Here is a 23732-nt window from a genome sequence, read left to right on the forward strand (position 1 = left end):
AGCAGGAAGCTCCCACTTCAAAATCTGTAAGATTTAAGTGGCGAGAGCATGTCACCAAGTTTCAGATTTGTCTGTGACTGGCCATGAAATAAAATTTTGAAAAAAGTTATTTTCTTAACACAGATTTTATTTCTCAGATGCTATAATGTGTGCATATCAATAAAACGATGCCTGTTATGCGGGGACAAAATCCAAATCTGCGGACAGACATAAGGAATTAACCAATTAAACTGTGAAGCAGTTATTTGGTTAGGAGCAGGTAGAGAAGTGTATGTTTTTATCGGCTTGGCTTAAAAGTAATATAAAAATCATAACAGTAAAAAATGAAGGGAGCTTACTTATAATGAAAAACAGAAGAATGAGATTAATGGCGATTTTTGCAGCAGGTGTATTAAGTGTGACATCTATGGGAGGTATTGTAACTGCACATGCAGAGGAAACTCTTTCAGTGCCTGCAGAGGAAGCCGGTGCAGGTGCGGTTCAGATGGATGGAAAGGATGCTCAGGCAGCAGAAGATGGCAGTGTGGCAGCTTCCGAGGGCTTGATCGCAGGATCTTTCAAACCGTCAGAGATTGCTCAGCCGGCACAGGATACTTATGAATATCCATTCCTTGGAATGAAATTAGGGATTTCCAAAGATCTGAAAGAGCAGATGGAGAAGAAGAACATTTCCATGTTTACAGATGAGAGATGGAATGACAATGCAGATGCAGTCACATATGCTACAGCAAGCTGGTGCACCCTGACAGATGAGCAGAAGGATGCAGAGGTGGACAAGATGGGCACCGGATATGACGACTGGCTGAAAAGTCTCAGCAGAGTAGGTGTGATCGGAATGTATGATGAGGAATCCCAGAAAGATCTGGATACGATTACCGGTTGTACAGAGCATAAAGAACTGGGTACCAGCAGTGACGGTAAATATAAATATTATCTCAGCACAAACAAGGATGCAGATGCAGACCTGTTAAAGGATGTGGAGGGGATTGAGGTAACACTTACAGAAATGACTCCTTTCCAGATGCTCTCTGCATTTGATCAGCCGCAGGATACTTCTGACAGTACAGAGGCAGCTGAAGGAACAAATGTAGGCAAATTTGAAACAACAGGAGTTGACGGAAAAACCTATACACAGGATATCTTCAGCAAATATGATCTGACTATGGTAAATATTTTTACTACCTGGTGTTCTCCATGTGTCAATGAGATTCCTGATCTGGAGAAACTTTATCAGGAGATGAAGGATAAAGGTGTGGGAGTAGTAGGCGTGACACTGGATACAGTAGGCAGTGGTGGAAAGCAGGATGAGGAAGCAGTGAAAAAGGCTCAGGTACTTCAGAAGAAAACAAAGGCATCCTATCCATTCCTGATCCCGGATTCCGGAATGATGAACGGACGTCTCAATGGAATCTCTGCTTTCCCGGAAACATTCTTTGTTGACAAAAACGGAAATATTGTAGGTGAGACCTACTCCGGAAGCCACAGTCTGGATGAGTGGAAAGAGATCGTGGAAAAAGAGCTGGAGAATGTCACAGAGGGAAAATAAATGAATAAATTAAAAACCAGCAAAATATGGAACAGTAAATGGCCGGCGCTGATTCTTATGCTTGTGGGAGTCTGCTTTATGGGATATGGGATTTCCCGCGGAGAGCTGGCAGTGGTGTTTACAAAAGCCATTAATATCTGTATGGAATGTGTAGGAATAGGATAAATGAGTAACAAAAAGAACAGCGATAACAAAAGTAATAAGAAACAAAACACAAAAAATATGAAGATCAATGAGTGGCCCCGCCACGGAATCCAGGCACTGTGGGCGTTCATTACAAACAGTCATGTTACCGGCTTTGTCACAGGCAAAATTTACACAGGCAAATTGAAAAATGCCTGTGTTCCGGGCCTGAACTGCTATTCCTGCCCCGGTGCTGTTGGCGCCTGTCCTATCGGTTCTCTTCAGGCTGTGATAGGGAGTTGGAATTTCAAGATGGCTTATTATGTGGTGGGATTTCTTATCTTCATCGGAGCTATGGTGGGAAGGCTGATCTGCGGTTTTCTCTGTCCCTTCGGACTGATTCAGGATCTGCTGAATAAGATTCCATTTCCTAAGAAAATTCGTACATTCAAGGGAGATAAACTGCTTCGTAAGCTGAAATATGTGATTTTCGCAGTATTTGTAATTCTGCTTCCATTGTTTCTGGTGGATATTATGGGACAGGGGGCACCCTATTTTTGCAAACTAATCTGCCCGGCAGGAACACTGGAGGGCGGACTGCCACTGGTACTTCTGAATAAATCCATGCGCAGTGCACTGGGCTGGCTGTACATATGGAAGAATGTGATCCTTGTCATAACGATCATTCTCTCCATTTTGATCTACCGTCCGTTCTGCAAATATATCTGTCCTCTGGGGGCATTTTATTCCGTCTTTAATCCTGTTTCCCTGTATAAATACAGAGTGGATAAGGATAAGTGTATAAAATGCGGAAAATGTGCAAAAGCCTGCCAGATGATCGTAGACCCTGTGGAAAACTCCAACAGTCCGGAATGTATCCGTTGTGGAAGATGCCGCAAAGTCTGTCCGACAGATGCAATCCAGTGTGGAATCAGAAGAAAATCACAATCATGAAAAAAATAAAGTGATACCAGAGGTATGTATAGAACTGTTATCAGTCAAAATTATTCAGATCCAGCCCATAAAATGATTGATAATAACAGATATGGAAAAGGGATACCTGGCAGATTATAAAAAGTAGTCTGCCAGGTATTTTTGTATGTTTTTATTAAAAAATGTACAAAAATATCGAAAAATATATAAAAAACTGGTAGAATCATATTGTGAAAATACAGAACAGAAAATGAGGTGACTGTATGGCAAAGAAGAGAAAAAAACCGAAGATGGAATTCCGCTATTACCAGATGCCTGCCGGAAGTCCGATCCTGGCTCTTCTGGGGCAGAAGTGGGTTCAGAATTATGGAAATGATGTGGATTATCTTCATTTTCATAATTATCTGGAGATTGGTTTCTGTTACGAAGGGGATGGAGTTATGGCGTTTGGTGAGGCTAAAATGCGGTTTTCGGGAAGAGAATTTACGGTGATTCCACCCAATTATGCTCATACGACTAACAGTGATCTGGGTACGGTCAGTAAATGGGAGTATCTTTTCATAGATGTGGAAGGTTTCATGAAAAAATTTCTGAACAATCCGGTAAAGGCTGAAAAAATGATTCAGAGAATATATTCTAAGGCTTTATTTCTGAAAGAGAATGAGTCCCCCTCTATAGCTGCAAAAATTCTTAAGATCATGAATATCATGCGTGAGGGAGAAGAATTTTATATTGAAGAATCCAGTGGAGTTCTTGCGGCATTACTAGTAGAAATTGCCAGACTGAACCGGGTTTCACCGGAAGACAGGGTGGAAGAGGAAACAGGGAAACTTACAAATATGATCACCCGTGTACTGGATTTTGTTTCTTATCACTATATGGAGGACATTCGGATTGAGGACCTGGCGAAAATCTGTCACATCAGTGAAACTCATTTCAGAAGAGTATTTACATCGCATATGAAAGTAAGTCCTTTGGAGTATATTAATTCTGTGCGGATTCATACTGCCTGTGAATTTCTGCAGAAAACAGATATACCGGTGGCAGATATTGCGCACAAATGTGGTTTCACGACCAATTCAACGTTTAACCGGAACTTCAGACAGATAATGGGAGTGACTCCGGTTGAATGGAGAAAACGGCCGGAGAATTATGAACAGCAGCTTTTGGATTTCGATATTCATTCAGAGGAAGGATGGTAAAAAAGTTATGAACTATAAGATTGTGGAGCAGGTATCAAGAAAGAAAAAGAGTATGTCCGGAGTCCTGTGTGTGGTAATGATTATTTTTGCAGTGCTTTTTGTGGTTATGGGAATCACGATTTCCCAGGCATTTATGCTTCCGGGATTTCTGCTTGCGGGGCTGTATTTTGTCTTTGATATATTCAGTCAGAAGGATTATGAATACATGATGGAAAACGGTCAGTTTGAAATAGATGTGATCTATGGCAAGAAGTATCGCAAAACAGCTCATATACTGGAACTGAGTAATCTGGAGACAGTGGCACCGCACTGGCATGAAAGTGTTGCAAGGTACAAAAAGAATGGTGGAACGGAGAAGCTGAAAAAATACGATTATACCTCTTATGATGAAGATACTCCTTATTATACAATGATCATCCGGGAAGACGGGCACAAAATAAAACTGCTTCTTGATCTTAATGAGGAACTGCTTCATGCGATGAAAACACAATATCCTGAAAAAGTCTATTTTGCATAAAATGAATTAAAAACTGTAAAATATGTACAAAAATTGAACGGAAAATTTATGAAATAATAACAAAGGTCATTTTTAAAGACAAAAATATATATTTTTTTGTCCATGAAAGTGGCCTTTGTTATTAAAATTACATAGTAAAAACATAGTAAATGAGAAAGTGAACAAAAAATATATTTTTAAATATTTTTAATAGTGCAAAATACATAAAATGGTCGAAATTGCACATTATGTGTGCGGTTATGCAAACTATACCTGAAAATCGGATGCTATAATCAACTTACAAGCGATTCGGAAGAAAGAATAAGCTTAATAAAGGAGGATATAAATATGAGAAAAAAATTACTCGCAGTATTAATGACCGGTGCTATGGTAGCATCCTTTGCAGGATCAGCTACAGCTGTTTTTGCGAAATCTGATGATGACAACAAGTTAACTGTATGGGCGTGGGATCAGAACTTCAACATCAAATCCATGCAGATCGCAGCAGATCAGTATGCAAAAGATCATGAGGGATTTTCTGTAGATATCGTAGAGACATCTTCTGATGACTGCCAGACTAAACTGACAACAGCAGCAAATGCAGGCGATTACAGCACACTTCCTGATATCGTTCTTATGCAGGACAACAGCTATCAGAAATATCTGAAGAGCTATCCGGATGCATTCACAGATCTGAAAGATATCAACATTAACTGGGATGATTTTGGTAAACTGAAACAGTCCTATTCCATGGTAGATGATACACACTATGGTGTTCCGTTTGATAATGGTGCTGTTATTGCATGCTATCGTACAGATATCCTTGACGAGGCAGGATATACTATTGATGATCTGACAGATATCACATGGTCCAAGTTCATGGAAATCGGTAAAGATGTTCATGAAAAAACCGGAAAATATCTTCTTACAAGTGAAGCTACAGGTGGCGATACTCTGATGATGATGATGCAGTCCTGCGGAGCTAACTTCGTAAACGAAGATGGCGAAGCTTACATCGTAGGCAATGAAGTTGCAGAGAAATGCATCAATCTTTATGTAGATCTGGTTAAGAATGACGTTGTTAAACTTGTAAATAACTGGGATGAATATATCGCTACTATTACAGGCGGTGAGGCAGCAGGTATTGTAAATGGTAACTGGATCACAGCTACTCTGATGTCTACAGAAGATCAGAAGGGTCTGTGGCAGATCACAACAATGCCTAAAGTAGACGATGTTGATACAGCTACAAACTATGCAAACAATGGTGGATCTTCCTGGTATGTTACATCCAACTGCCAGAATGTAGAACTTGCAGAAGATTTCCTTGCAAGTACATTTGGTTCCAGCACAGATTTCTATGATGCAATCCTTCCGGAAGCAGGTGCAATCTCCTGTTATCTGCCGGCAGGTGAATCTAAGGTTTACAACGAGCCAAATGAATTCTTTGGTGGACAGCCAATCTTCTCCACAATTGTAGAATACTCTTCTCATATTCCGGAGTTCACAAAAACACCGTATCATTATGAAGCAAGAGAATGCGTCAACACAGCAGTTGTAAATATCGTAAACGGCACACCTGTAGAAGATGCCCTTCAGGAAGCTCAGGATACTCTGGCATTCAAGATGACTGAATAAATTCTGATCGCAGGATCAGATGATGTCAGGATTGCGGGAACAGTGAAACTGTGAAGCAATCTGTAGACAGTGATTAAGTGAATGAAAACAGGTAAGTGCGGGGGACTGCCAGCAGTCCCCCATCTTACTGCAAAGAGTTGGTAATTGTCCGGCAAAATGCCGAACAGTTACAGAGTTTTTTGAAAGGAGGAGTTCACGTGAATTCTAAGAAAAAAGGTATGTCTCTGCTTGGCAAGCAGAGGGCAGCAGGATGGACGTTCCTGGCTCCTGCAACTATCATGATCGCGATCATGAGCTTTTATCCAATGATACGTGCATTTATCATTTCCCTGCAGACCGGAGCCGGAGCAAATATGAGATTTGCAGATCCGATCTTCAGCAACTATAAACGTATTCTGGCAGACAAGGTATTTCAGCAGTCTATTGTAAATACATTCCTGTATCTGATCATTCAGGTGCCGATCATGCTGATACTGGCAATTCTTCTGGCACAGCTTCTGAATAACAAAGATTTGAAATTTAAGGGATTTTTCCGTACCTGTGTATTTCTTCCATGTGCGACATCCCTGGTATCCTATTCATTGATCTTCCGTTCCATGTTTGCTACAGATGGTCTGATCAACAGTATTCTGATCAAACTTGGAATCTTATCTACCGGCTATAATTTTCTGGGGAATTCCGCCAGTGCCAAGATTGTAATTATCCTTGCGCTGATCTGGAGATGGACCGGATATAACATGGTATTCTATCTGGCAGGACTTCAGAATATTGAATATTCTGTATATGAAGCAGCAAAGATTGATGGCGCCAATGGCTGGAAGACTTTCTGGAAGATTACTGTTCCGCTTCTGAAACCGACAATTATTATGACATTTATCATGTCAATTAATGGTACACTGCAGTTGTTCGATGAGTCTGTCAACCTGACAAAGGGTGGACCGGCAAACTCAACAATCACAATGTCCCACTATATTTACAACACATGTTTTATTAACGTACCAAACTTTGGATATGCAGCAGCAATGTCATTTATCATATTCATTATGGTAGCTGTACTTGCATTTATTAATTTGAAAGTAGGTGATACACGTGACTAAGAAAAACAAATCAGCCATTCAGAGAAGATTGATTCCAACCTATATTTTTCTGATCATCGTGTCATTTATTTCAGTATTCCCGTTATACTGGATGATTTCAGCTGCAACTAATACATCCACAGATGTATCACGTGGACGAATTATTCCGGGAAGCCATTTTATGGAAAACTTCCGTAATCTTACATCCCAGCAGCCACTGTGGAGAGCACTTGGAAACTCCTTCTTTTATGCAATCCTTACTACAGTGATCTGTCTTCTGATCTGCTCTATCGCAGGTTACGGATTTGAAGTTTACCATGATAAGTGGAAAGACAGAGTATTTTCAATCCTGCTTCTGGCTATGATGGTTCCGCAGGTTGCAACTATGGTTCCGTTATTCAAAATGTTCTCCAAGGCAGGACTTTTGAATACAGCAGTAGGTTTTATCCTTCCGATTATTTCCACACCGTTTATGATCATGATGTTCCGTCAGAATGCCAGATCATTCCCGGTTGATATTATTGAAGCTGCACGTATTGACGGACTCAGCGAAGTAAGGATTTTCTTCCAGATGTTCATTCCTACAATGAAATCTACATATGCGGCAGCTGCTGTTATTACCTTTATGAATGCATGGAATTCTTATCTGTGGCCAAAGGTAATCATGACAGACAACAAGGCAATGACCATGCCAATGCTGATCGCCAACCTGATCACAGGTTATGTGACAGATTATGGTATGCTGATGTGCGGTGTATTGTTCTGTTCTATTCCTACAATGATCGTATTCTTTGTATTACAGAAACAGTTTGCAGAAGGTATTACCGGAGCAGTCAAATAAAAAAATTGAAAAAGAGAACACCCGGCAGATTACGAAAAGTAATTTTGCCGGGTATTTTTTGCCTGTTTATAAATAAATACATTCAAATTTGAGTAGGCATACAGGAAAAAGTAGGGTAAAATAATGCATATGCTGAAAGAATGGGAGAAAAGATATGAGCATTGAATTAAATATTCTGGACTGGTTCCAGACTCTACACACGCCGTTTCTGGACAAATTGATGGTGTTTATTACGAGCTTGGGGAATGCAGGGATTATATGGATCGTGATGACGATAGTATTTCTTCTGATTCCTAAAATGAGAAAAACAGGTGCAGTTATGACAGCTGCTTTGATAATAGATTTATTACTTTGCAATGTAATATTAAAAAATCTGGTGGCAAGGACAAGACCTTATGATGTAAATACGGGAGTGCAGCTTCTGGTATCCAGACTTCATGATTATTCTTTTCCGTCAGGACATACAGCGGCGGCATTTGCTTCGGTAACTGCTTTATATCTGGCAGGAGAAAAGAAGCTGTGGAAACCGGTTCTGGTTCTTGCCTGTCTGATAGGAATATCAAGATTGTATTTGTATGTGCATTATCCCACAGATGTTCTTGGCGGAGCCCTGGCAGGCGCTATATCAGGATATCTGGGATATCGGTTCATCCAGACCATTTTTTACAGAATAAAACAAAAGAGGGAGGGCTGTGCCAAAAGTGAAGAATAAGAAAAAGAAATCCAGTATTATTCAGGTCAGTATCGGTGTTCTGGTAGTTATTCTGGCTATCCTTATTATTATAATGATGGGAATTGTTTCTGATATTCAGGGAACGGCCCGTATTGTAAATTATACCGGTTTAGTCCGTGGAGAGACACAGAGGATCATCAAGCTGGAGGTTACCGGGGAACAGGACGATGCAATGATCCAGGAAGTAAAGTCTTTCATTGATGGTCTGCGCAATGGAAATACGAAACTGAATCTGGTATATCTGAAGGATAGGGATTTTCAGAATAAAATGCAGGAACTGGACGAAGGCTTTTCTGGTCTGTATAACGAAATCTGTTTAGGGAGATCTGAAGGATATGAAAAAACAGATATTATATCCAGAAGTGAGGATTTCTTTGTGATCTGTGATGAAGCAACAGGTCTGGCCGAAAAATATTCGCAGAAAAAAGCCACATCCTTATCATTGCTTGAAAAATATATTACAGCAGATATTGTTGTATTGATGCTGCTGATCGCATATGAGTTCATCAAAGCAATACAATATGCTGCAATGAACCGTTTGCTGCAGCAAAAGGTATATCTGGATGATGCAACGGGACTTCCGAACAAAAATAAATGTGAAGAATTGCTGAGTGAGACAGAACCGGATGCAGATACCGGTGTCTGCAGTTTTGATCTTAATAATCTCCGGCGTATTAATGACAGCAGAGGTCATGAAGCCGGTGATGCCTATATCCGTAGATTTGCCATCTGTCTGCGGGCTTCCATGCCGGCCGAGCAGTTTGTGGGAAGAGCCGGTGGAGATGAATTTCTTGCAGTTACCCATGGACTGGACAGGGAACAGATGATACAGTGCCTTGAAAAGGTGCGCAGGGATATGACAGAGGAATCCAGAGTGTATCCGGATACTCCCCTAAGCTATGCGGTGGGATTTGCACTGGCCGGCGATTTTCCCGGAAGTACAATGAGAGAACTGTTTAATTGCGCAGACAAAAACATGTATATCAATAAGAATCATGTGAAACGGGAAGAGGCTGCAGCAGAAAAGAATCAGGGATATCAGCTGTTAAAGCTGCTTAATCAGCATGGCAGTAATTTTTCAGACTGTCTGTATTGTGATGCCAGGATGGATACCTATCGGGCAATTCGTTCCAGTGAAAATTTTTTCCTGGCCTCTGATGGTGCATATTCCGGAGCAGTGGAACAGATCATAGAGGAACAGATTGAAAAGTCCTGTCAGGCAGATATCCGTGAAGGACTGCAGATTTCGGAGCTTCAAAAGAAGATGCATACGAAGGAAGACGTGCTGGAATATGAGTATAATATCGGGAAACAGGGGGCATATAACCGCCTGACACTGATTCCGGTGGACTGGGATGAGGACAAAAAGCTGCATCATTTTCTTCTGGCATTTGAAACCATCCGAAAGACTTCTGAAGGTCAGACAGGTGCAAAAGAGCAGCTTCAGCTCTATTATGAACAACTGAAACAGTCAATCCTGGAAAATGACAGCTATGTGGATGCGCTTCTGGAATTGTCAGATGTGATCTATACAGTAAATCTGACAAAGGATGCTCTGGAAAGAAGGATCGTACTGAATGGAAAAGAACAGAAGAGTCGGGAACTTTTTATGGACTATCCGCTTCCATGTTCTTATCGGGATTATTGCTGGGAATATGAGAAAAAAATCACCCAGGAAACAATTGCCGGTTACTGTATGACAGATAATTGTGAAAAGCTTCGTAAGAGGTTTGAGAACGGAGAAACCAATATGTCTGTGGAATATTGTGCCCGCGAAGACGATGGAAGTATCCGCTGGGTACAGAAAACAGTTCTTATGACTAGGATGGTAGTGTTTGATACAGAAATCCTTGCTGAGGTGCCTATGATTTATGCGATCATTCTGCTGCAGGATACCACACAGAGACATGAACGGGATGAGCAGGAACAGGCACGCCTTCAGGCAGCATTCAATGAGATGCGTGCCGAGAGCAGGGCAAAAACCAATTTCCTCAGCCGTATGAGCCATGATATCAGGACACCTCTGAATGGTATTATTGGTCTGTTAAAGATTGACGAGACTCATTTTGAGGATAAGGAACTGATACAGGAAAATCATAAAAAGATGAAGATAGCAGCGGATTATTTGCTCTCCCTTATCAATGATGTTCTGCAGATGAGTAAAATAGAGGAAGGTCATATTGTTCTGACTCATGAATATATCTGTCTCAAAGATCTGGTCTATGAGATTGAGAGTATTATCACTCACAAGGCAGCAGATGAGGATATTCAGTGGATTTATGAGAAAAATAAGGAGAATATCCCTTATCCTTATGTCTATGGAAGCTCACTGCATCTTCGCCAGATTTTTCTGAACATCTATGGAAACTGTATTAAGTATAACCGGCCGGGAGGAAAGATTACTACGGTAATGGAGGCTGCAGATGTACAGGATGGGATCTGTACATACAGATGGACGATTTCTGATACAGGTATAGGGATGAGTCCGGAGTTTCTGAGCCGCATTTTTGATCCGTTTTCACAGGAAAAAACAGATGCTCGGAGTGTTTATCAGGGAACCGGTCTGGGAATGGCGATCACTAAGGGATTGATTGAGCAGATGAATGGAAGTATTGAAGTGACAAGTCAGGTGGGAGTTGGGTCTGTGTTTGTCATTACCATTCCATTTGAGATTGCCCGGGAACAGAAAAAGGATAAGGAAATTGCAGAGAAATATGATATTCGTGGACTGCATCTGCTGGCAGCCGAGGATAATGAGCTTAATGCGGAAATCATAGAAATGCTGCTGACAGATGACGGTGCCAAGGTTACAGTTGCAAAAAACGGCAGACAGGCGGTGGAGTGCTTCGAAAATAATCCTCCAGGAACCTTTGATGCCATATTGATGGATGTTATGATGCCTGTTATGGATGGCATTGCAGCAACAAAAGCCATACGTGCCATGGACCGGCCAGATGCAAAAACAATTCCGATCATTGCAATGACTGCAAACGCATTTGAGGAAGATGCCAAAAGATGTCTCGCAGCCGGTATGACTGCACATCTGGCAAAACCTTTCCAGATAGAAGATATGGAAAAAGCCATTGTGGAGTGCTGTGGAAAGTGATGCCATCTGTAAGATCTGTTGCCATCAGTAAATTATCATAAGCAGAGTTAAAAGTCTGGATGACGAAAATATAAGTAGAGAAAGGCGTGAGTCACAGAAATGTGGGTTGCGTCTTTTTTGAGTAAAGGTAAAAAAATGTATATGTTTTGTCATAATCTGACGTATGGAAAAAGGAGGCAGAGGTTGGTATTATATTGTTAACAAAAGAAGTACTTCTAAAATAACAAAAGGACAAAGCAGGTAAAAGAAAGGAGTTTTTATGAGGAAAAAGATGATTAGCCTGATGATGACAGTCGCTATGGGGACAGTCATGATTAGTGGAGCAACAGTTGTAAAAGCGGATTCAGACGAAAAAGAAACCGTTAAATTAGCGGTGTGGTCTTCTGGAGCAGCAGATAATTTTCAGAAAGGTGCAGATGAATTTAATAAGCGCCAGGATAAAATTAATTTTGTAGTTGAAATGCAATCAGGAGATTATAGCCAATATCTTGGAGCAAAGGTGGCATCTAATGATCTTCCGGATATGTTTTTCCTGAATCCATATGCACAGGTGCAGCAGTTTGCAGCAACAGACAGAATTGTGGATTTGAGTGAGGAAGGATTTGCAACAAAGATTTATGATTCTGTAAAAGATGCATGTAGCTATGATGGAAAAATTTATGCGTATCCAATGGCTCTGGAAATGTTGGGAGTTTATTATAATCAGGAGTTATTTGAAAAGGCCGGAATTACAGAAGTACCGAAAACATTCTCACAAATGAAAGAAGTATGTGAAAAACTTCAGGCAAGTGGTATTACACCATTTGCAGCCACCTATAAAGATGCATGGACATTGAATCATTTATTTAGCTGTCTGCAGGGAGCCGCAGTTGGAGATTATGAGTCATGGGTTGCAGATATGAATGCAGGAAAAGGAAGTTTCAGGAATGATAATTCTTCACTTGAATTTGAGTTTATGGATATGATGAAAGAAAATTCCGGTGGAAATTATATGGATGCAGATTCCACATCAGGCTTTAATGCATTTGCATCAGGTGAAGCTGCTATGATTGTGACCGGAGAATTTTCTCTTCTGAATGCACAAAGTATTAATCCGGATTTACAGGTTGGTCTGTTTGGAGTACCACTCACAGAAAATGAGGAAGATGCAAAACTTGATGTAGATGTAGGAATTTGTATTGCAGTAAATCAAAATACTCCACATCTGGATGCAGTGCGTGAGGTTCTGAATTATCTAAGCGATAACACAGATGAAAACGGATGGATGCATTATAGTGCTGATTCAATGGGCGCAGCACCACCTGCAATGGATTTTACAATGTCAACAGAATATCAGTATTTCGAAGATTATAAGAATTATATGTCAAATAACCAGACAAAACCATGGGTATACTCACAGCTTGAGTCCGGCGCTGGCGATATGATTGGGCCGGTAATTCAGGGATATTTTGCCGGAACAACGGATATGGATACTACTTTAGATCAGTTAGATTCGAAATTTTCAGAGCTTCTTGAGTAAAGTAAAATCGGGAAAGATATAAGTGGTAACAGAAGCTTCTGCAGAAATGTTGCAGAAGCTTTTGTTATCAGAAAGGAAGATAATTTTATGTTGGATTGTTGTAAAAAAAATAAATGGTTTTATTTTGGTCTTACGATTCCGTCAATGTTATTATATGTTCTTGCACTTGCAGGTCCATTGCTTTTAGGAACACTTCCGGCGTCTTTTTATAATTGGAATTTGATAAAAGGAAATAAAGATTTTGTCGGTCTGGGAAATTACACTAAGCTTCTTGGAGACGAGACATTCATTCATTCTGTGGTATTTACTTTAATTCTGGCGGTAATATCAATTTTAATGTCAAATCTGATTGGCTTTGTAATAGCATATTTTTTAGATTCAAATGTACGGTGTAAAGGCGTAATACGTTCTTTATTTTTTATTCCTAATATTATCAGTGGTGTAATGGTTTCTTTTGTATGGTCTTTTATTTTTACAGGAGCCATTCCAAATCTGGCCAAAATTTTGCACGTAGATGCATTGGCTAATATCAGCTGGTTTGGAAATGCAGGTACTGCGGCTTTTACAGTTATTTTAGTAACAACATGGCAGTCTACCGGTTTTCTTATGATGTTATACATTACAGGATTGCAGACAATACAAAAAGATGTGTTGGAAGCAGCTGTTCTGGATGGATGTACAGGAATTAAGAAAATTATTTATATCCAATTGCCATTGTTAATGCCGACAATTACAATTAATCTCTTTGTATCAATTGCAGGAGCTTTCAAAGCATTTGACATTCCGTTATCACTGACTGGTGGAGGTCCGGCAAATAGTACACAGACAATTGCACTGAATATATATAATGATGCATTTGGTTCGTTTAAAATGGGATATGGCTCTGCAAAATCTATAATACTGTTTTTACTGGTAGGTATTATTGCATTGATTCAGCTTAAGATTACTAGAAAAAGGGAGGTACAGATGTAAAGTGGAAAAAGAAGGAATGAATAAAACAGTAGTTTTAAAAAGTATTTTGTGGCTGTGCCTTGGAATTATCTTTATACTTCCGGTTTTTCTTATTATCATGAATGCGTTTAAACCGAATAATGATATATTAACCTCGTTTATCTCATTTCCCAAAAGTTTATATCTGGAAAATTTTTCTGAAGCAATGCGGATTATGAACTTTTGGACAGTATTTCGCAATACGCTGTTTGTGACGGTATGTACTGTCATAGTTGCCAGTGCCGTGTCTTTTATGAGTGCATATGGAATTTCACATCTTCCTCAAAAGACAGGTGACAAATTATACACATTGTTTGTAGTAGGACAGATTATTCCGTTTCATGCAGTTATGATTGCAATTTCTATGTTATCTACAAAACTGGGACTGACTAATACGCATTTAGGACTGATTATATTTTATAGTGGGTTTTATACATCGTTTGGTGTTATGACATATGTTGGTTTTCTGAAGAGTGTGCCAAGAGAGTTGGAAGAGGCTGCTGCAATTGACGGTGCGGGACCTTTCAGAACAATGGTGCAGATTATTTTGCCACTGGTAAAATCCACAACAGTGACAATTGGCATTTTGTTTTTCCTTTGGACATGGAATGATCTGTTACTTCCGAGTATTATGATCAGCGATGTGAACCTTCGTACAATTACAGTTAATTTATATATGTTTAAATCTTCTACTAATGCTCAATGGAATCTTTTGATTGCAGGATTAGTTGTAAGTATGATACCAATTATAATTATTTATATTGTAGGACAGAAACATATTACAAGCGGTTTAACAGCGGGTGCAGTAAAATAAAAAAGACAGGAGAAGTAAAGATGAGTACATTTTATGAAGATAATATGAACATAAAAAAGATAAATGGTTTTACACTTCAGCAGGTATCAAGGGATGTATGGGCAATTGATGAGTTTGGTATAGATATTATGTATTTGATTATTGGAACGGAAAGAGCCTTATTGATTGATACTGGCATTGGAATAGGAAATATACGGTCAGTAGTAGAAACAATGACTCATCTGCCTTATGATGTAGTAAATACGCATCATCATTATGACCATGTGGGTGGAAATGGGCGCTTTTCAATGGTTTATGCACATAAAAAAGCAATTCCGGTTATTCAGGAACAGAATAATCTGCAGTCACGTAAGGAATTTTTCCGTTCACAGGAAGCCCGTCCAGAATACAATTATGAAGCAAGCCTGGAATTTGATGCATCAATTATGGGTGACTTTGAGATGAAAGGAATAGAAGAAGGATTTGTTTTCCATCTTGGAAATAGAGATTTGGAGGTTTTGGATACACCAGGACATACTAAAGATGGAATTTGTTTATTAGACAGAAAATACAGATTACTATTTTCCGGAGATACTGTTGTAAGTACGCCAGTATTGATGTTTGATACGTTTTCTGATACAATGAGTACATATCTGGAATCATTGAAAAAATTATCTCAATTAAGAAATTCATATGAACTTATTTTTCCGGGTCATTATCTTCGACCAATCGGAAGCATCTATATAGATGACCAGATTTCCTGTATTCAGGAAATATTAGAAAAGCATTTGCTTGGAGAAAAAGAAGAGTGTGGTATGACAAAGAGCGAAGTGTATTTTTACCAAAAGGCTTTAGCTTCTGTGTTATATACAGAAGATAGAATCTGCTGAATCAATCTCCGGTATAGACGCATGATATATGCGCTATACCGGGGATTCCTGTTTGTAAGAGAGGTACTAAAAAGAGATGAAGGAAAAAAAAGGACGATTATATAAGTTTTATGGAAAATTAACGATTCGAAATAAATTACTTATTTCCTGTCTCCCATTTGTTGTTTTAGGATATTTTTTAATTTTTTATAGTACTACGGTTATTATGTTTGATCAGATGAAGCAGATGGTATATGATCAGACAGAACAGAATGTTATGGAAAAAAAGAAGCTGGTTAATACATTATTAGATAATTATAATCAGGCTACCATAAAATTTTTATATTATACAAATGAAGTGCAGGAATATTTAAATACCCGTCAAAGTGTATTAAGTGTTGAAGAGCAGGAAAAACTGACTGATATGATTTCTTATCAGATAGGATCTCTTATTACAAATAATCAGGATGCGTTAATGAATGTGTGTATTTATAATAAGTTTAACGAATTATATATTAATAATGCAATTTATTATAATACAATAGAACAGACAAATGATTTTGCAGAAATACTGAAAGAAGCAGCAGAAGAAAAGCATGGAAAGCCGGTGCTTCGTATAAATCCCGTGAGGAAAAATATGATTACTTTTGCAAGAAATATCTACGTTCCCCAAATAGAAAAAAGTGATGAAAAAATCGGATTTCTGATGATGGATATTGACAAAACGGGTATGGAAAAAATCATACAGACAGGAGAGGATAGAGATGTGAACGCTATTCTCATATTGGATTCAGAAAATAATATTCTGGTTAATGGTTCAAATTTATCTGATGATAAATGTAAAACCATTTTGAAAGAACCATCTGGAAATTATAAAATTATCAGATATAATCTTCAATATGATGGGTGTAGTCTTGTAGGAATTTTGGATAAAAATCTGCTTTTTAAGAGTGTATATAAAATTTTCTTCAAAGAGATGGTGATGATTTTGGCTGCAATTTCAATTATTTCAATTGCATTATTCATAACTGCGGCTAAAATTGCAGAACAGATTCAGAAATTTATTGTAAAATTACGTCAGACTACAGAGATAAATTCCAATGCGTATGTTGAGGTTGATTCCAATGATGAATTTAGAGAACTGGCAAATGTTTATAATGCGATGTTGGAAAGAATTGACTTGCTGATTCAGCAGGTATATAAACAGCAGTTGTTAATGAAAGATGCCCAGATTGAATCTCTTCAGGCTCAGATTAACCCACACTTTCTATATAATACATTAGACTGTATTAATAGTCTTGCTGATATGGGTAAGACTACGGAAGTTAAAAAGACGGTAACATCTCTTGGAAGCATTATGAGAATGTCTATTAAAGGGGCACAGTTTTTAAAGATTGAAGAAGAATTAAAGTATGTAAATCAATATTTGTATATTCAGAAAATGCGCTTTCAGGAACATATTATCTGTCTGGTAGAAATACCGGAACAATTATATGAATATTACATTCCAAAGCTGATGATACAGCCGCTTTTGGAAAATGCAATTGTCCATGGGGTTTCAGAATTGAAAGAAACAGGAATGATAGCAGTAACCGGGAAGGAAACGGAAGATGCAATTTATATTACTGTAAAAGATAATGGAAATGGGATGCCGGAAACTATTATCAGACAGCTGGAAGAAATAAGAGAAAATGGAATACTGAAAGAGAAGGAACACATTGGTATCTTTAATATTCAGCAAAGACTTTTGCTGCTGTACGGAAAGGAATATGGTTTGACTGTGGAACATGTAAAGCCATCGGGGACAGCAGTAACCATCTGTATTCCCAAAACAAAGGGGGAAAAAGGATATGAAAGTGGTAATTATAGATGATGAACCATTGATATCAGACAAATTAAAAAGGATCATGGAAACGGGACTACGGGGTATGCATACGGTTTGTGCTTTTACAGATGCACAGATGGCATTGGATTATATTGAACAGGAAAAACCTGGGGTTATTTTGACAGATATTCGTATGCCGGGCATCACTGGAATCGATCTGGCAAAGCAGATCAATCAAATGGATTATGGAGCAAAAATTGTTTTTCTGACTGGATATGCAGAGTTTGAATATGCCAGATATGGAATAGAGTATAAAGTTTTTGACTATCTTTTAAAGCCCGTAGATGAACAGGAAGCAATCAAGTGCTTAAATCGAGCGATTAGTGCATTTCATGCAGAACAAAAACATACGGAAATGTATCAGATTTTCCAGGATTATTTTGTTAAAAATCAGGAGCTGATCAGACAACAATTTGTGGAAAAACTCTTTTTTCAACCTGTAATTTTTTCAGAAAAACAGATGGAACTGCAAAAGCAGAAGCTGCGGATTGCAATAAACGGATATAGAGTGGTGGCTGTTACATATGACAGGAATCATATGCCTTTGGAAGAAGAGAGCTATTACAGTTATATAATCCATGAATTTTTTCTGAAAAAATTTAAAGAGATACTGGCACTGGAACATGGTGGTATCTTTTATATGATCTGGCCAACAGAAGAAAAGACACTGTGGAAATTCTGCAGTAAATTAGAGCTGATCAGAAGAGAACTGGCCCAGTTGCAGCCACTGGATTGTATGATAGCTGTCAGCCATTATTCTGAAAATCTGTCTGATATTCAACAGATGAAAAAGGAAGTGTTGAAATGTCTGGAATACGGAAAAGATACGGGATGTACGCAGTTGCTTTCATATCAGGATTTACCGATGGAATATAAGGAAAATGACTTTTTCGATGTTACAGAAGCAATTACAGAACTGATCAGATATCTTCGATCCGGTAATAAGAAAAAAATATTCGAACAGATGCAGAAGATTATCAATGAGACAGAGAAAGAGACAGAAAAATATTTTAACAATATCATGGAGTTGATAGGTGCCAATATATTTTTATTTCTTTCAGGAATTCCATTGGATAAGGAAAGCAAAAATAAGATTACGGAATCATTTGAGCAACAGATTCATGTACAATCGGAAAGAAAGACAAAAGCAGACTATATGAAATATTGGCTGGAGTATATTGCAGATAATATTCAAAGTATGCATAATAATGATCAGAATCAGCTAATCCAGCAAATTTATAAATATCTGAATGATAATTTTTCACAACCAATCGGTCTGACAAATGTTTCAGAACATGTAAACAGAAATCCTTCGTATATCAGTCGTTTTATCAAACAGGCTACCGGAAGAAAATTTTCTGAAATTCTTGCAGAACTGCGTTTGGAGGAGGCAAAAAAATTATTACGTTCGTCTAATTTAAAGATTACTCAGATAGCAGAACAGGTAGGATATCCCAATCTACAATATTTTACCCGGGTTTTTACTGGCCAGATGAATATGACACCGGCAGAGTATCGGAAAATTACAACTTATTTTTAAATATTACTATGTTGCAACTTTATACAGTATTTTATAAGTATAAGGACAGTCGATTCTATAATGGCGATTTTGCAACGCTACATACAAATAAATGTAAAGGCAAATGCAGCCTCTATATCTGTAAGCAGGAAAAAAGAGATATAGGGGCTGCATTTATTTTTTTATTGAATCAAATAAGCACTCTACGTGATTGCGAAAAGCAATAAGCAGTGGATGGGGACTTAACGTACAGAAATAAGAATAAATGTAGTCAAGAAAAGTAATTTGATTTTTAACATAAAACGTGAAAATATTATGAATAAAAACTCATAAAACGTGAAGAATAGATTGACAAATGCTCATAAAACGTGATAGTTTTGAAGAAAGGAGGCGGTTCTATGTATTTAAAAAGAAAGATAGATGAGTACCTGCTGGAGTGGAAAAAAAATGAAGAAAGACTTCCGTTAATTATAAAAGGTGCAAGGCAGATTGGAAAAACGGAATCTATTAATCATTTTGCAGAACAAAATTACAGTAATATTGTGAGTATTAATTTTGTTCTGGAACCTAAATATAAAACAATATTAAGTGACGGATATGCTGTTGAAGATATTATAAAAAATATTTCTATGATAGATACATCAAAAAGATTTATAGCAGGTGACACTGTGATTATTTTTGATGAATTACAGGAGTTTCCGGATATTGCAACTGCCTTGAAGTCCTTCCGGATAGATGGAAGATTTGATGTCATATGCAGTGGTTTCTTGCTTGGAATCAATTACAGAAAAATTCATAGCAACAGTGTGGGATATAAAACAGATTATGAAATGTTTTCGATGGACTTTGAAGAATTTCTGTGGGCGAAAGGATACTCGGAGAAGCACATTGAAGATATCTTGCAACATATGCAGACAGGAACTCCATTTTCAGAAACCGAATTATCAGTCTATAAAAAATTGTTTTTGGAATATTGTGTACTTGGCGGTATGCCTGCAGTAGTAAAAGTATATATTGAAAAAAATCTTTTTACAGATACTCTGGAAATCCAGAGACAGATCCAGATGGATTATGAAGAGGATATCAGAAAATACGCTGAAGGTCTGGATCAGACTAAAATTGTAAGTGTCTATCGGAACGTACCTGTACAGCTTGCAAAAGAAAATAAAAAATTTCAATTAAGTAAAATAGACAAAAAAGCCAGAAGTCGAGAATATATGGGATGTATAACCTGGCTCGAAGATGCAGGTGTGATTTCTGTATGTTATTGTCTGCAGTATCCGGAGCTTCCATTAAAGGGAAACTATGATGACTCAAAATTCAAAATCTATTATCCAGATACAGGATTGCTGATTGCTTCATTAGATGAGGAAGCACAAGAAGACCTTCGGGCGAATAAAAATCTTGGAGTATACAAAGGTGCTTTATATGAAAATTTTGTAGCAGAGGCGTTTGTGAAACAGGGGCTTGGACTATATTACTATAAAAAAGAAAATGCTACCTTGGAAGAAGATTTTTTTGTAAGAACAAAGGATGAGTTGGTTCCGGTAGAAGTGAAGGCGAACAGGAACCGGTCTAAGTCATTGAGGCAATTGATATCCGGTGATTCTTATGGAGATATTCACTGGGGAATAAAACTTGCAGACAGTAATATTGGAATAGAAGACGGGATTTATACATTTCCATATTTCTGTACGTTCTTATTAAAACGATATCTCAAGGGAAAATGATAGCGTTAACATCAAACATTTCAGAATGCCCCGTGGACTGATCCTCCATGGGGCGTTGTATTAGCTTGGAATGGGAGTGTAACACAAATTGGAAAAGTGTACAATGAAGATTTCACAAATTCACAGGTTCACAAATTCTTCACAAAAAAATTAGCACTCACCTCTTGACAGTGCTAATAATAAGTGTTATATTACAGCTAGAACAAAGGAAGGGGAACAAAAAGAGAACAAAGAAATAAGTTCTATGAGATTCCTGATAACCTAAGTTCCAAAGAAACAAGGTAAAGATGCATAACTGAGAGTCCATCATATACAGATGGACGGTATAGAAAAGGAGAGATGACTTATGTTGATGCCTAGTATTTTTGGAGAAAATTTATTTGATGACTTTTTTGGAGATTTTCCATTTTATTATGATGACAGAGCAATGAAAGATACAGAGAAGAAACTTTACGGACGCAGAGCCAGCCATATAATGAAAACCGATATCAAGGAAACTGATAAAGGCTATGAACTGGTCGTAGATCTTCCGGGATTTACCAAAGATGAAGTAAAGGCTGACCTGGAGAATGGTTATCTGACTATCAGTGCAGAGAAAGGTCTGGACAAAGATGAGCAGGAGAAAGAGACAGGACATTATATCCGTAAGGAACGTTACGCAGGTGCCTGCAGCCGTAGCTTCTATGTAGGTAAAGAAGTTGAGAAAGAAGACATTAAAGCAGAATTCAAACATGGTATCCTCACATTATTTGTACCAAAGAAAGAAGCAAAACCAGCAGTAGAACAGAAGAAAACAATTGCCATTGAAGGCTGATGAATAAATATTCTGACTGACCCGTTAAGGGTCAGCCAGAGATTAAAAACAGATATAAAAATAAAAGCTTACACTAATAAAAGATTGAAGATAAAAGGTTGAAAAAGCCTGTAAAGATAGATTTGGAAAGTAAATCTGGCGAACAGATTTGACATATATAAAATATATTAGAAAAGGAGATATGACTTATGTTAATGCCTAGTATTTTTGGAGAAAATTTATTTGATGACTTTTTTGGAGATTTCCCATTCTATTATGATGACAGAGCAATGAAAGATGCAGAGAAGAAACTTTATGGACATAAAGCAAATCATGTAATGAAAACTGATATCAAGGAAATGAATAACGGATACGAACTGGTTGTAGATCTTCCAGGATTTAAGAAAGATGAAGTTCATGCAGCACTTGAAAATGGTTATCTGACCATCAGTGCAGAGAAAGGCCTGGATAAAGACGAGAAGGAAAAAGAGACAGGACGTTATATCCGCAGAGAACGTTATTCAGGTGCCTGCAGTCGTAGCTTCTATGTAGGTAAAGAAGTACATCAGGACGACATCAAAGCAGAATTCAAACATGGTATCCTGACATTATTTGTTCCGAAGAAAGAAGCAAAGCCAGCAGTGGAACAGAAGCACAGCATCTCCATTGAAGGATAATAGATGTTAAGTTACAGCAACGGGAGGTCAAATCTTTTGGCTTCCCGTTGTTTGCATAATGAGGATTGCAGAAATATGAAGTCAGGAATGATTGCGTTAGAATGTGTTTATGAGGGAAGGTGATGATATTGAAAAGAGACTACTATGAAGTTCTTGGCGTGAACAAAAACGCAGATGCAGCAACGATTAAGAAAGCATACAGAAAACTGGCCAAGAAATATCATCCGGACAGTAATGAGGGAAATGCTTCGGCAGCAGAGCATTTTAAGGAAGTAAATGAAGCCTATGATGTTCTGAGTGATGAGAAGAAACGTAAACTGTATGATCAGTTTGGCCACGCTGCTTTTGAAGAAGGTGCCGGTAATTATGGAAACGCACAGGGAAGTCCTTTTGGCAGTGGCTTTGGCGGAGCACAGGGCAATCCATTTGGCGGTGGTTTCCATGGCTCGTACAGTGATGGCAATGGTTATCATGAATATCATTTTGAGAATGGCGAAGATATGGATGATATCCTGAAGAACATCTTTGGTGGTGGATTTAAGAAGAGTAAATCATCCGGTGGTTTTGGAAGCAGCGGTTTCGGTGGCAGTGGATTTCATGGAAGTGGTTTTGGTGGATTCGGAAGCAATGGAACTGGCGGCTTTAGTGGTTCTTACAGCAGTAAAGGTGAGGATCTTCATGCGGAGGTTACTGTCAGCTTTGATGAAGCTGCTTTTGGCGGTAAGAAGGTTATCCGCCTGCAGAGCAGCAACGGTGGCGTCCAGAATTACGAAGTCAATATTCCGGCAGGTATTGAATCCGGTAAATCTATCAGACTTAAAGGAAAAGGATATCCGGGAGTCGGCGGAGGTGAAGCCGGTGATCTGCTTCTGAAAGTAAATGTTCAGGATAAACCTGGATATAAACGGGAAGGCAGAGATATTTACACAACTGTAAATATCCCATTTACAACAGCAGTATTTGGCGGTGAGGCGAAGGTTCACACTATTTACGGTGATGTTCTCTGTAACATTAAACCAGGTACTCAGTCCGGAACGAAGATACGTCTGAGAGGCAAAGGTATCGTTGCAATGAATAATCCGTCGGTACACGGTGATGAATATGCAACTGTACAGATTGAAGTTCCGACAAATCTGACACCGGAAGCAAGACGGAAACTGAAAGAATTTGAGCAGGAATGTAATGGAAGCCGCAGAAGCCGTGGATTTGGCAGCGGGAGTGCGGCGTGAAGAGTAATCAGAAATATTTTTGAGAATATAGTGA

General features: G+C 38.4%; 20 protein-coding genes. All 20 read left to right on the plus strand.

Annotated elements, in window-relative coordinates; all coding sequences use genetic code 11:
* The first annotated feature begins 343 nt into the window (after positions 1–343).
* The 20 genes from LI074_RS03775 (at position 344) to LI074_RS03870 (ending at position 23698) form a co-directional block, all read left to right on the plus strand.
* Positions 344–1546 (plus strand): TlpA family protein disulfide reductase, encoded by a 1203-nt coding sequence (locus LI074_RS03775; protein ID WP_173745124.1) that lies wholly within the window; start codon positions 344–346, stop codon positions 1544–1546.
* Complete coding sequence (locus LI074_RS03780; RefSeq protein ID WP_055152223.1) at positions 1547–1711, plus strand: CD1871A family CXXC motif-containing protein; 165 nt, start codon at positions 1547–1549, stop codon at positions 1709–1711.
* Entirely contained in the window at positions 1712–2623 is a 912-nt protein-coding gene (locus tag LI074_RS03785) for a 4Fe-4S binding protein (RefSeq protein ID WP_330601130.1), read from the plus strand.
* Positions 2624–2865: 242 nt separating this feature from the next.
* On the plus strand, positions 2866–3804 hold the full coding sequence (locus tag LI074_RS03790; RefSeq protein ID WP_022380179.1) for a helix-turn-helix transcriptional regulator: 939 nt from the start codon (positions 2866–2868) through the stop codon (positions 3802–3804).
* A gap of 7 nt (positions 3805–3811) precedes the next feature.
* Positions 3812–4321 (plus strand): hypothetical protein, encoded by a 510-nt coding sequence (locus LI074_RS03795; protein WP_025577999.1) that lies wholly within the window; start codon positions 3812–3814, stop codon positions 4319–4321.
* 327 nt (positions 4322–4648) lie between these two features.
* Positions 4649–5938 (plus strand): ABC transporter substrate-binding protein, encoded by a 1290-nt coding sequence (locus tag LI074_RS03800; RefSeq protein WP_055054103.1) that lies wholly within the window; start codon positions 4649–4651, stop codon positions 5936–5938.
* A gap of 197 nt (positions 5939–6135) precedes the next feature.
* Complete coding sequence (locus LI074_RS03805) at positions 6136–7035, plus strand: carbohydrate ABC transporter permease (protein ID WP_055054104.1); 900 nt, start codon at positions 6136–6138, stop codon at positions 7033–7035.
* Positions 7028–7855, plus strand: coding sequence for a carbohydrate ABC transporter permease (locus LI074_RS03810; protein ID WP_020993239.1), 828 nt, complete (start codon positions 7028–7030; stop codon positions 7853–7855). The genes LI074_RS03805 and LI074_RS03810 overlap by 8 nt, the downstream gene beginning before the upstream one ends.
* Positions 7856–8009: 154 nt before the next feature.
* Positions 8010–8567 carry a phosphatase PAP2 family protein gene (locus LI074_RS03815; RefSeq protein WP_173683222.1) on the plus strand — a complete coding sequence of 186 codons (558 nt, stop codon included), beginning with the start codon at positions 8010–8012 and terminating at the stop codon, positions 8565–8567.
* Positions 8557–11694, plus strand: a complete 3138-nt coding sequence (locus LI074_RS03820; protein WP_173697772.1) for an ATP-binding protein — start codon at positions 8557–8559, stop codon at positions 11692–11694. The genes LI074_RS03815 and LI074_RS03820 overlap by 11 nt, the downstream gene beginning before the upstream one ends.
* Before the next feature lie 259 nt (positions 11695–11953).
* A complete protein-coding gene (locus tag LI074_RS03825; protein ID WP_022380409.1) occupies positions 11954–13213 on the plus strand; it encodes an ABC transporter substrate-binding protein in 1260 nt (419 codons plus the stop codon).
* 87 nt (positions 13214–13300) lie between these two features.
* Positions 13301–14185 (plus strand): carbohydrate ABC transporter permease, encoded by an 885-nt coding sequence (locus tag LI074_RS03830; protein ID WP_022380410.1) that lies wholly within the window; start codon positions 13301–13303, stop codon positions 14183–14185.
* 1 nt (position 14186) lies between these two features.
* On the plus strand, positions 14187–15017 hold the full coding sequence (locus tag LI074_RS03835) for a carbohydrate ABC transporter permease (RefSeq protein ID WP_022380411.1): 831 nt from the start codon (positions 14187–14189) through the stop codon (positions 15015–15017).
* A gap of 20 nt (positions 15018–15037) precedes the next feature.
* Complete coding sequence (locus LI074_RS03840) at positions 15038–15886, plus strand: MBL fold metallo-hydrolase (protein ID WP_055152187.1); 849 nt, start codon at positions 15038–15040, stop codon at positions 15884–15886.
* Between the two features lie 76 nt (positions 15887–15962).
* Positions 15963–17738 carry a sensor histidine kinase gene (locus tag LI074_RS03845; RefSeq protein ID WP_025578048.1) on the plus strand — a complete coding sequence of 592 codons (1776 nt, stop codon included), beginning with the start codon at positions 15963–15965 and terminating at the stop codon, positions 17736–17738.
* Entirely contained in the window at positions 17716–19290 is a 1575-nt protein-coding gene (locus LI074_RS03850; RefSeq protein ID WP_062808271.1) for a response regulator, read from the plus strand. The genes LI074_RS03845 and LI074_RS03850 overlap by 23 nt, the downstream gene beginning before the upstream one ends.
* Positions 19291–19667: 377 nt before the next feature.
* Positions 19668–20999, plus strand: coding sequence for an ATP-binding protein (locus LI074_RS03855; protein ID WP_119243669.1), 1332 nt, complete (start codon positions 19668–19670; stop codon positions 20997–20999).
* 346 nt (positions 21000–21345) lie between these two features.
* Positions 21346–21813, plus strand: coding sequence for an Hsp20/alpha crystallin family protein (locus LI074_RS03860; protein ID WP_055054114.1), 468 nt, complete (start codon positions 21346–21348; stop codon positions 21811–21813).
* Positions 21814–22001: 188 nt separating this feature from the next.
* Positions 22002–22469: an Hsp20/alpha crystallin family protein gene (locus LI074_RS03865; RefSeq protein ID WP_118330446.1), complete on the plus strand. Its 468-nt coding sequence runs from the start codon at positions 22002–22004 to the stop codon at positions 22467–22469.
* Between the two features lie 125 nt (positions 22470–22594).
* Positions 22595–23698: a DnaJ C-terminal domain-containing protein gene (locus LI074_RS03870; RefSeq protein ID WP_243097777.1), complete on the plus strand. Its 1104-nt coding sequence runs from the start codon at positions 22595–22597 to the stop codon at positions 23696–23698.
* Positions 23699–23732 lie beyond the last annotated feature (34 nt).

Origin of the sequence: Blautia sp. MSK18_10, assembly GCF_020553185.1 — a bacterium.
GTDB classification, from domain to species: domain Bacteria; phylum Bacillota; class Clostridia; order Lachnospirales; family Lachnospiraceae; genus Blautia_A; species Blautia_A wexlerae.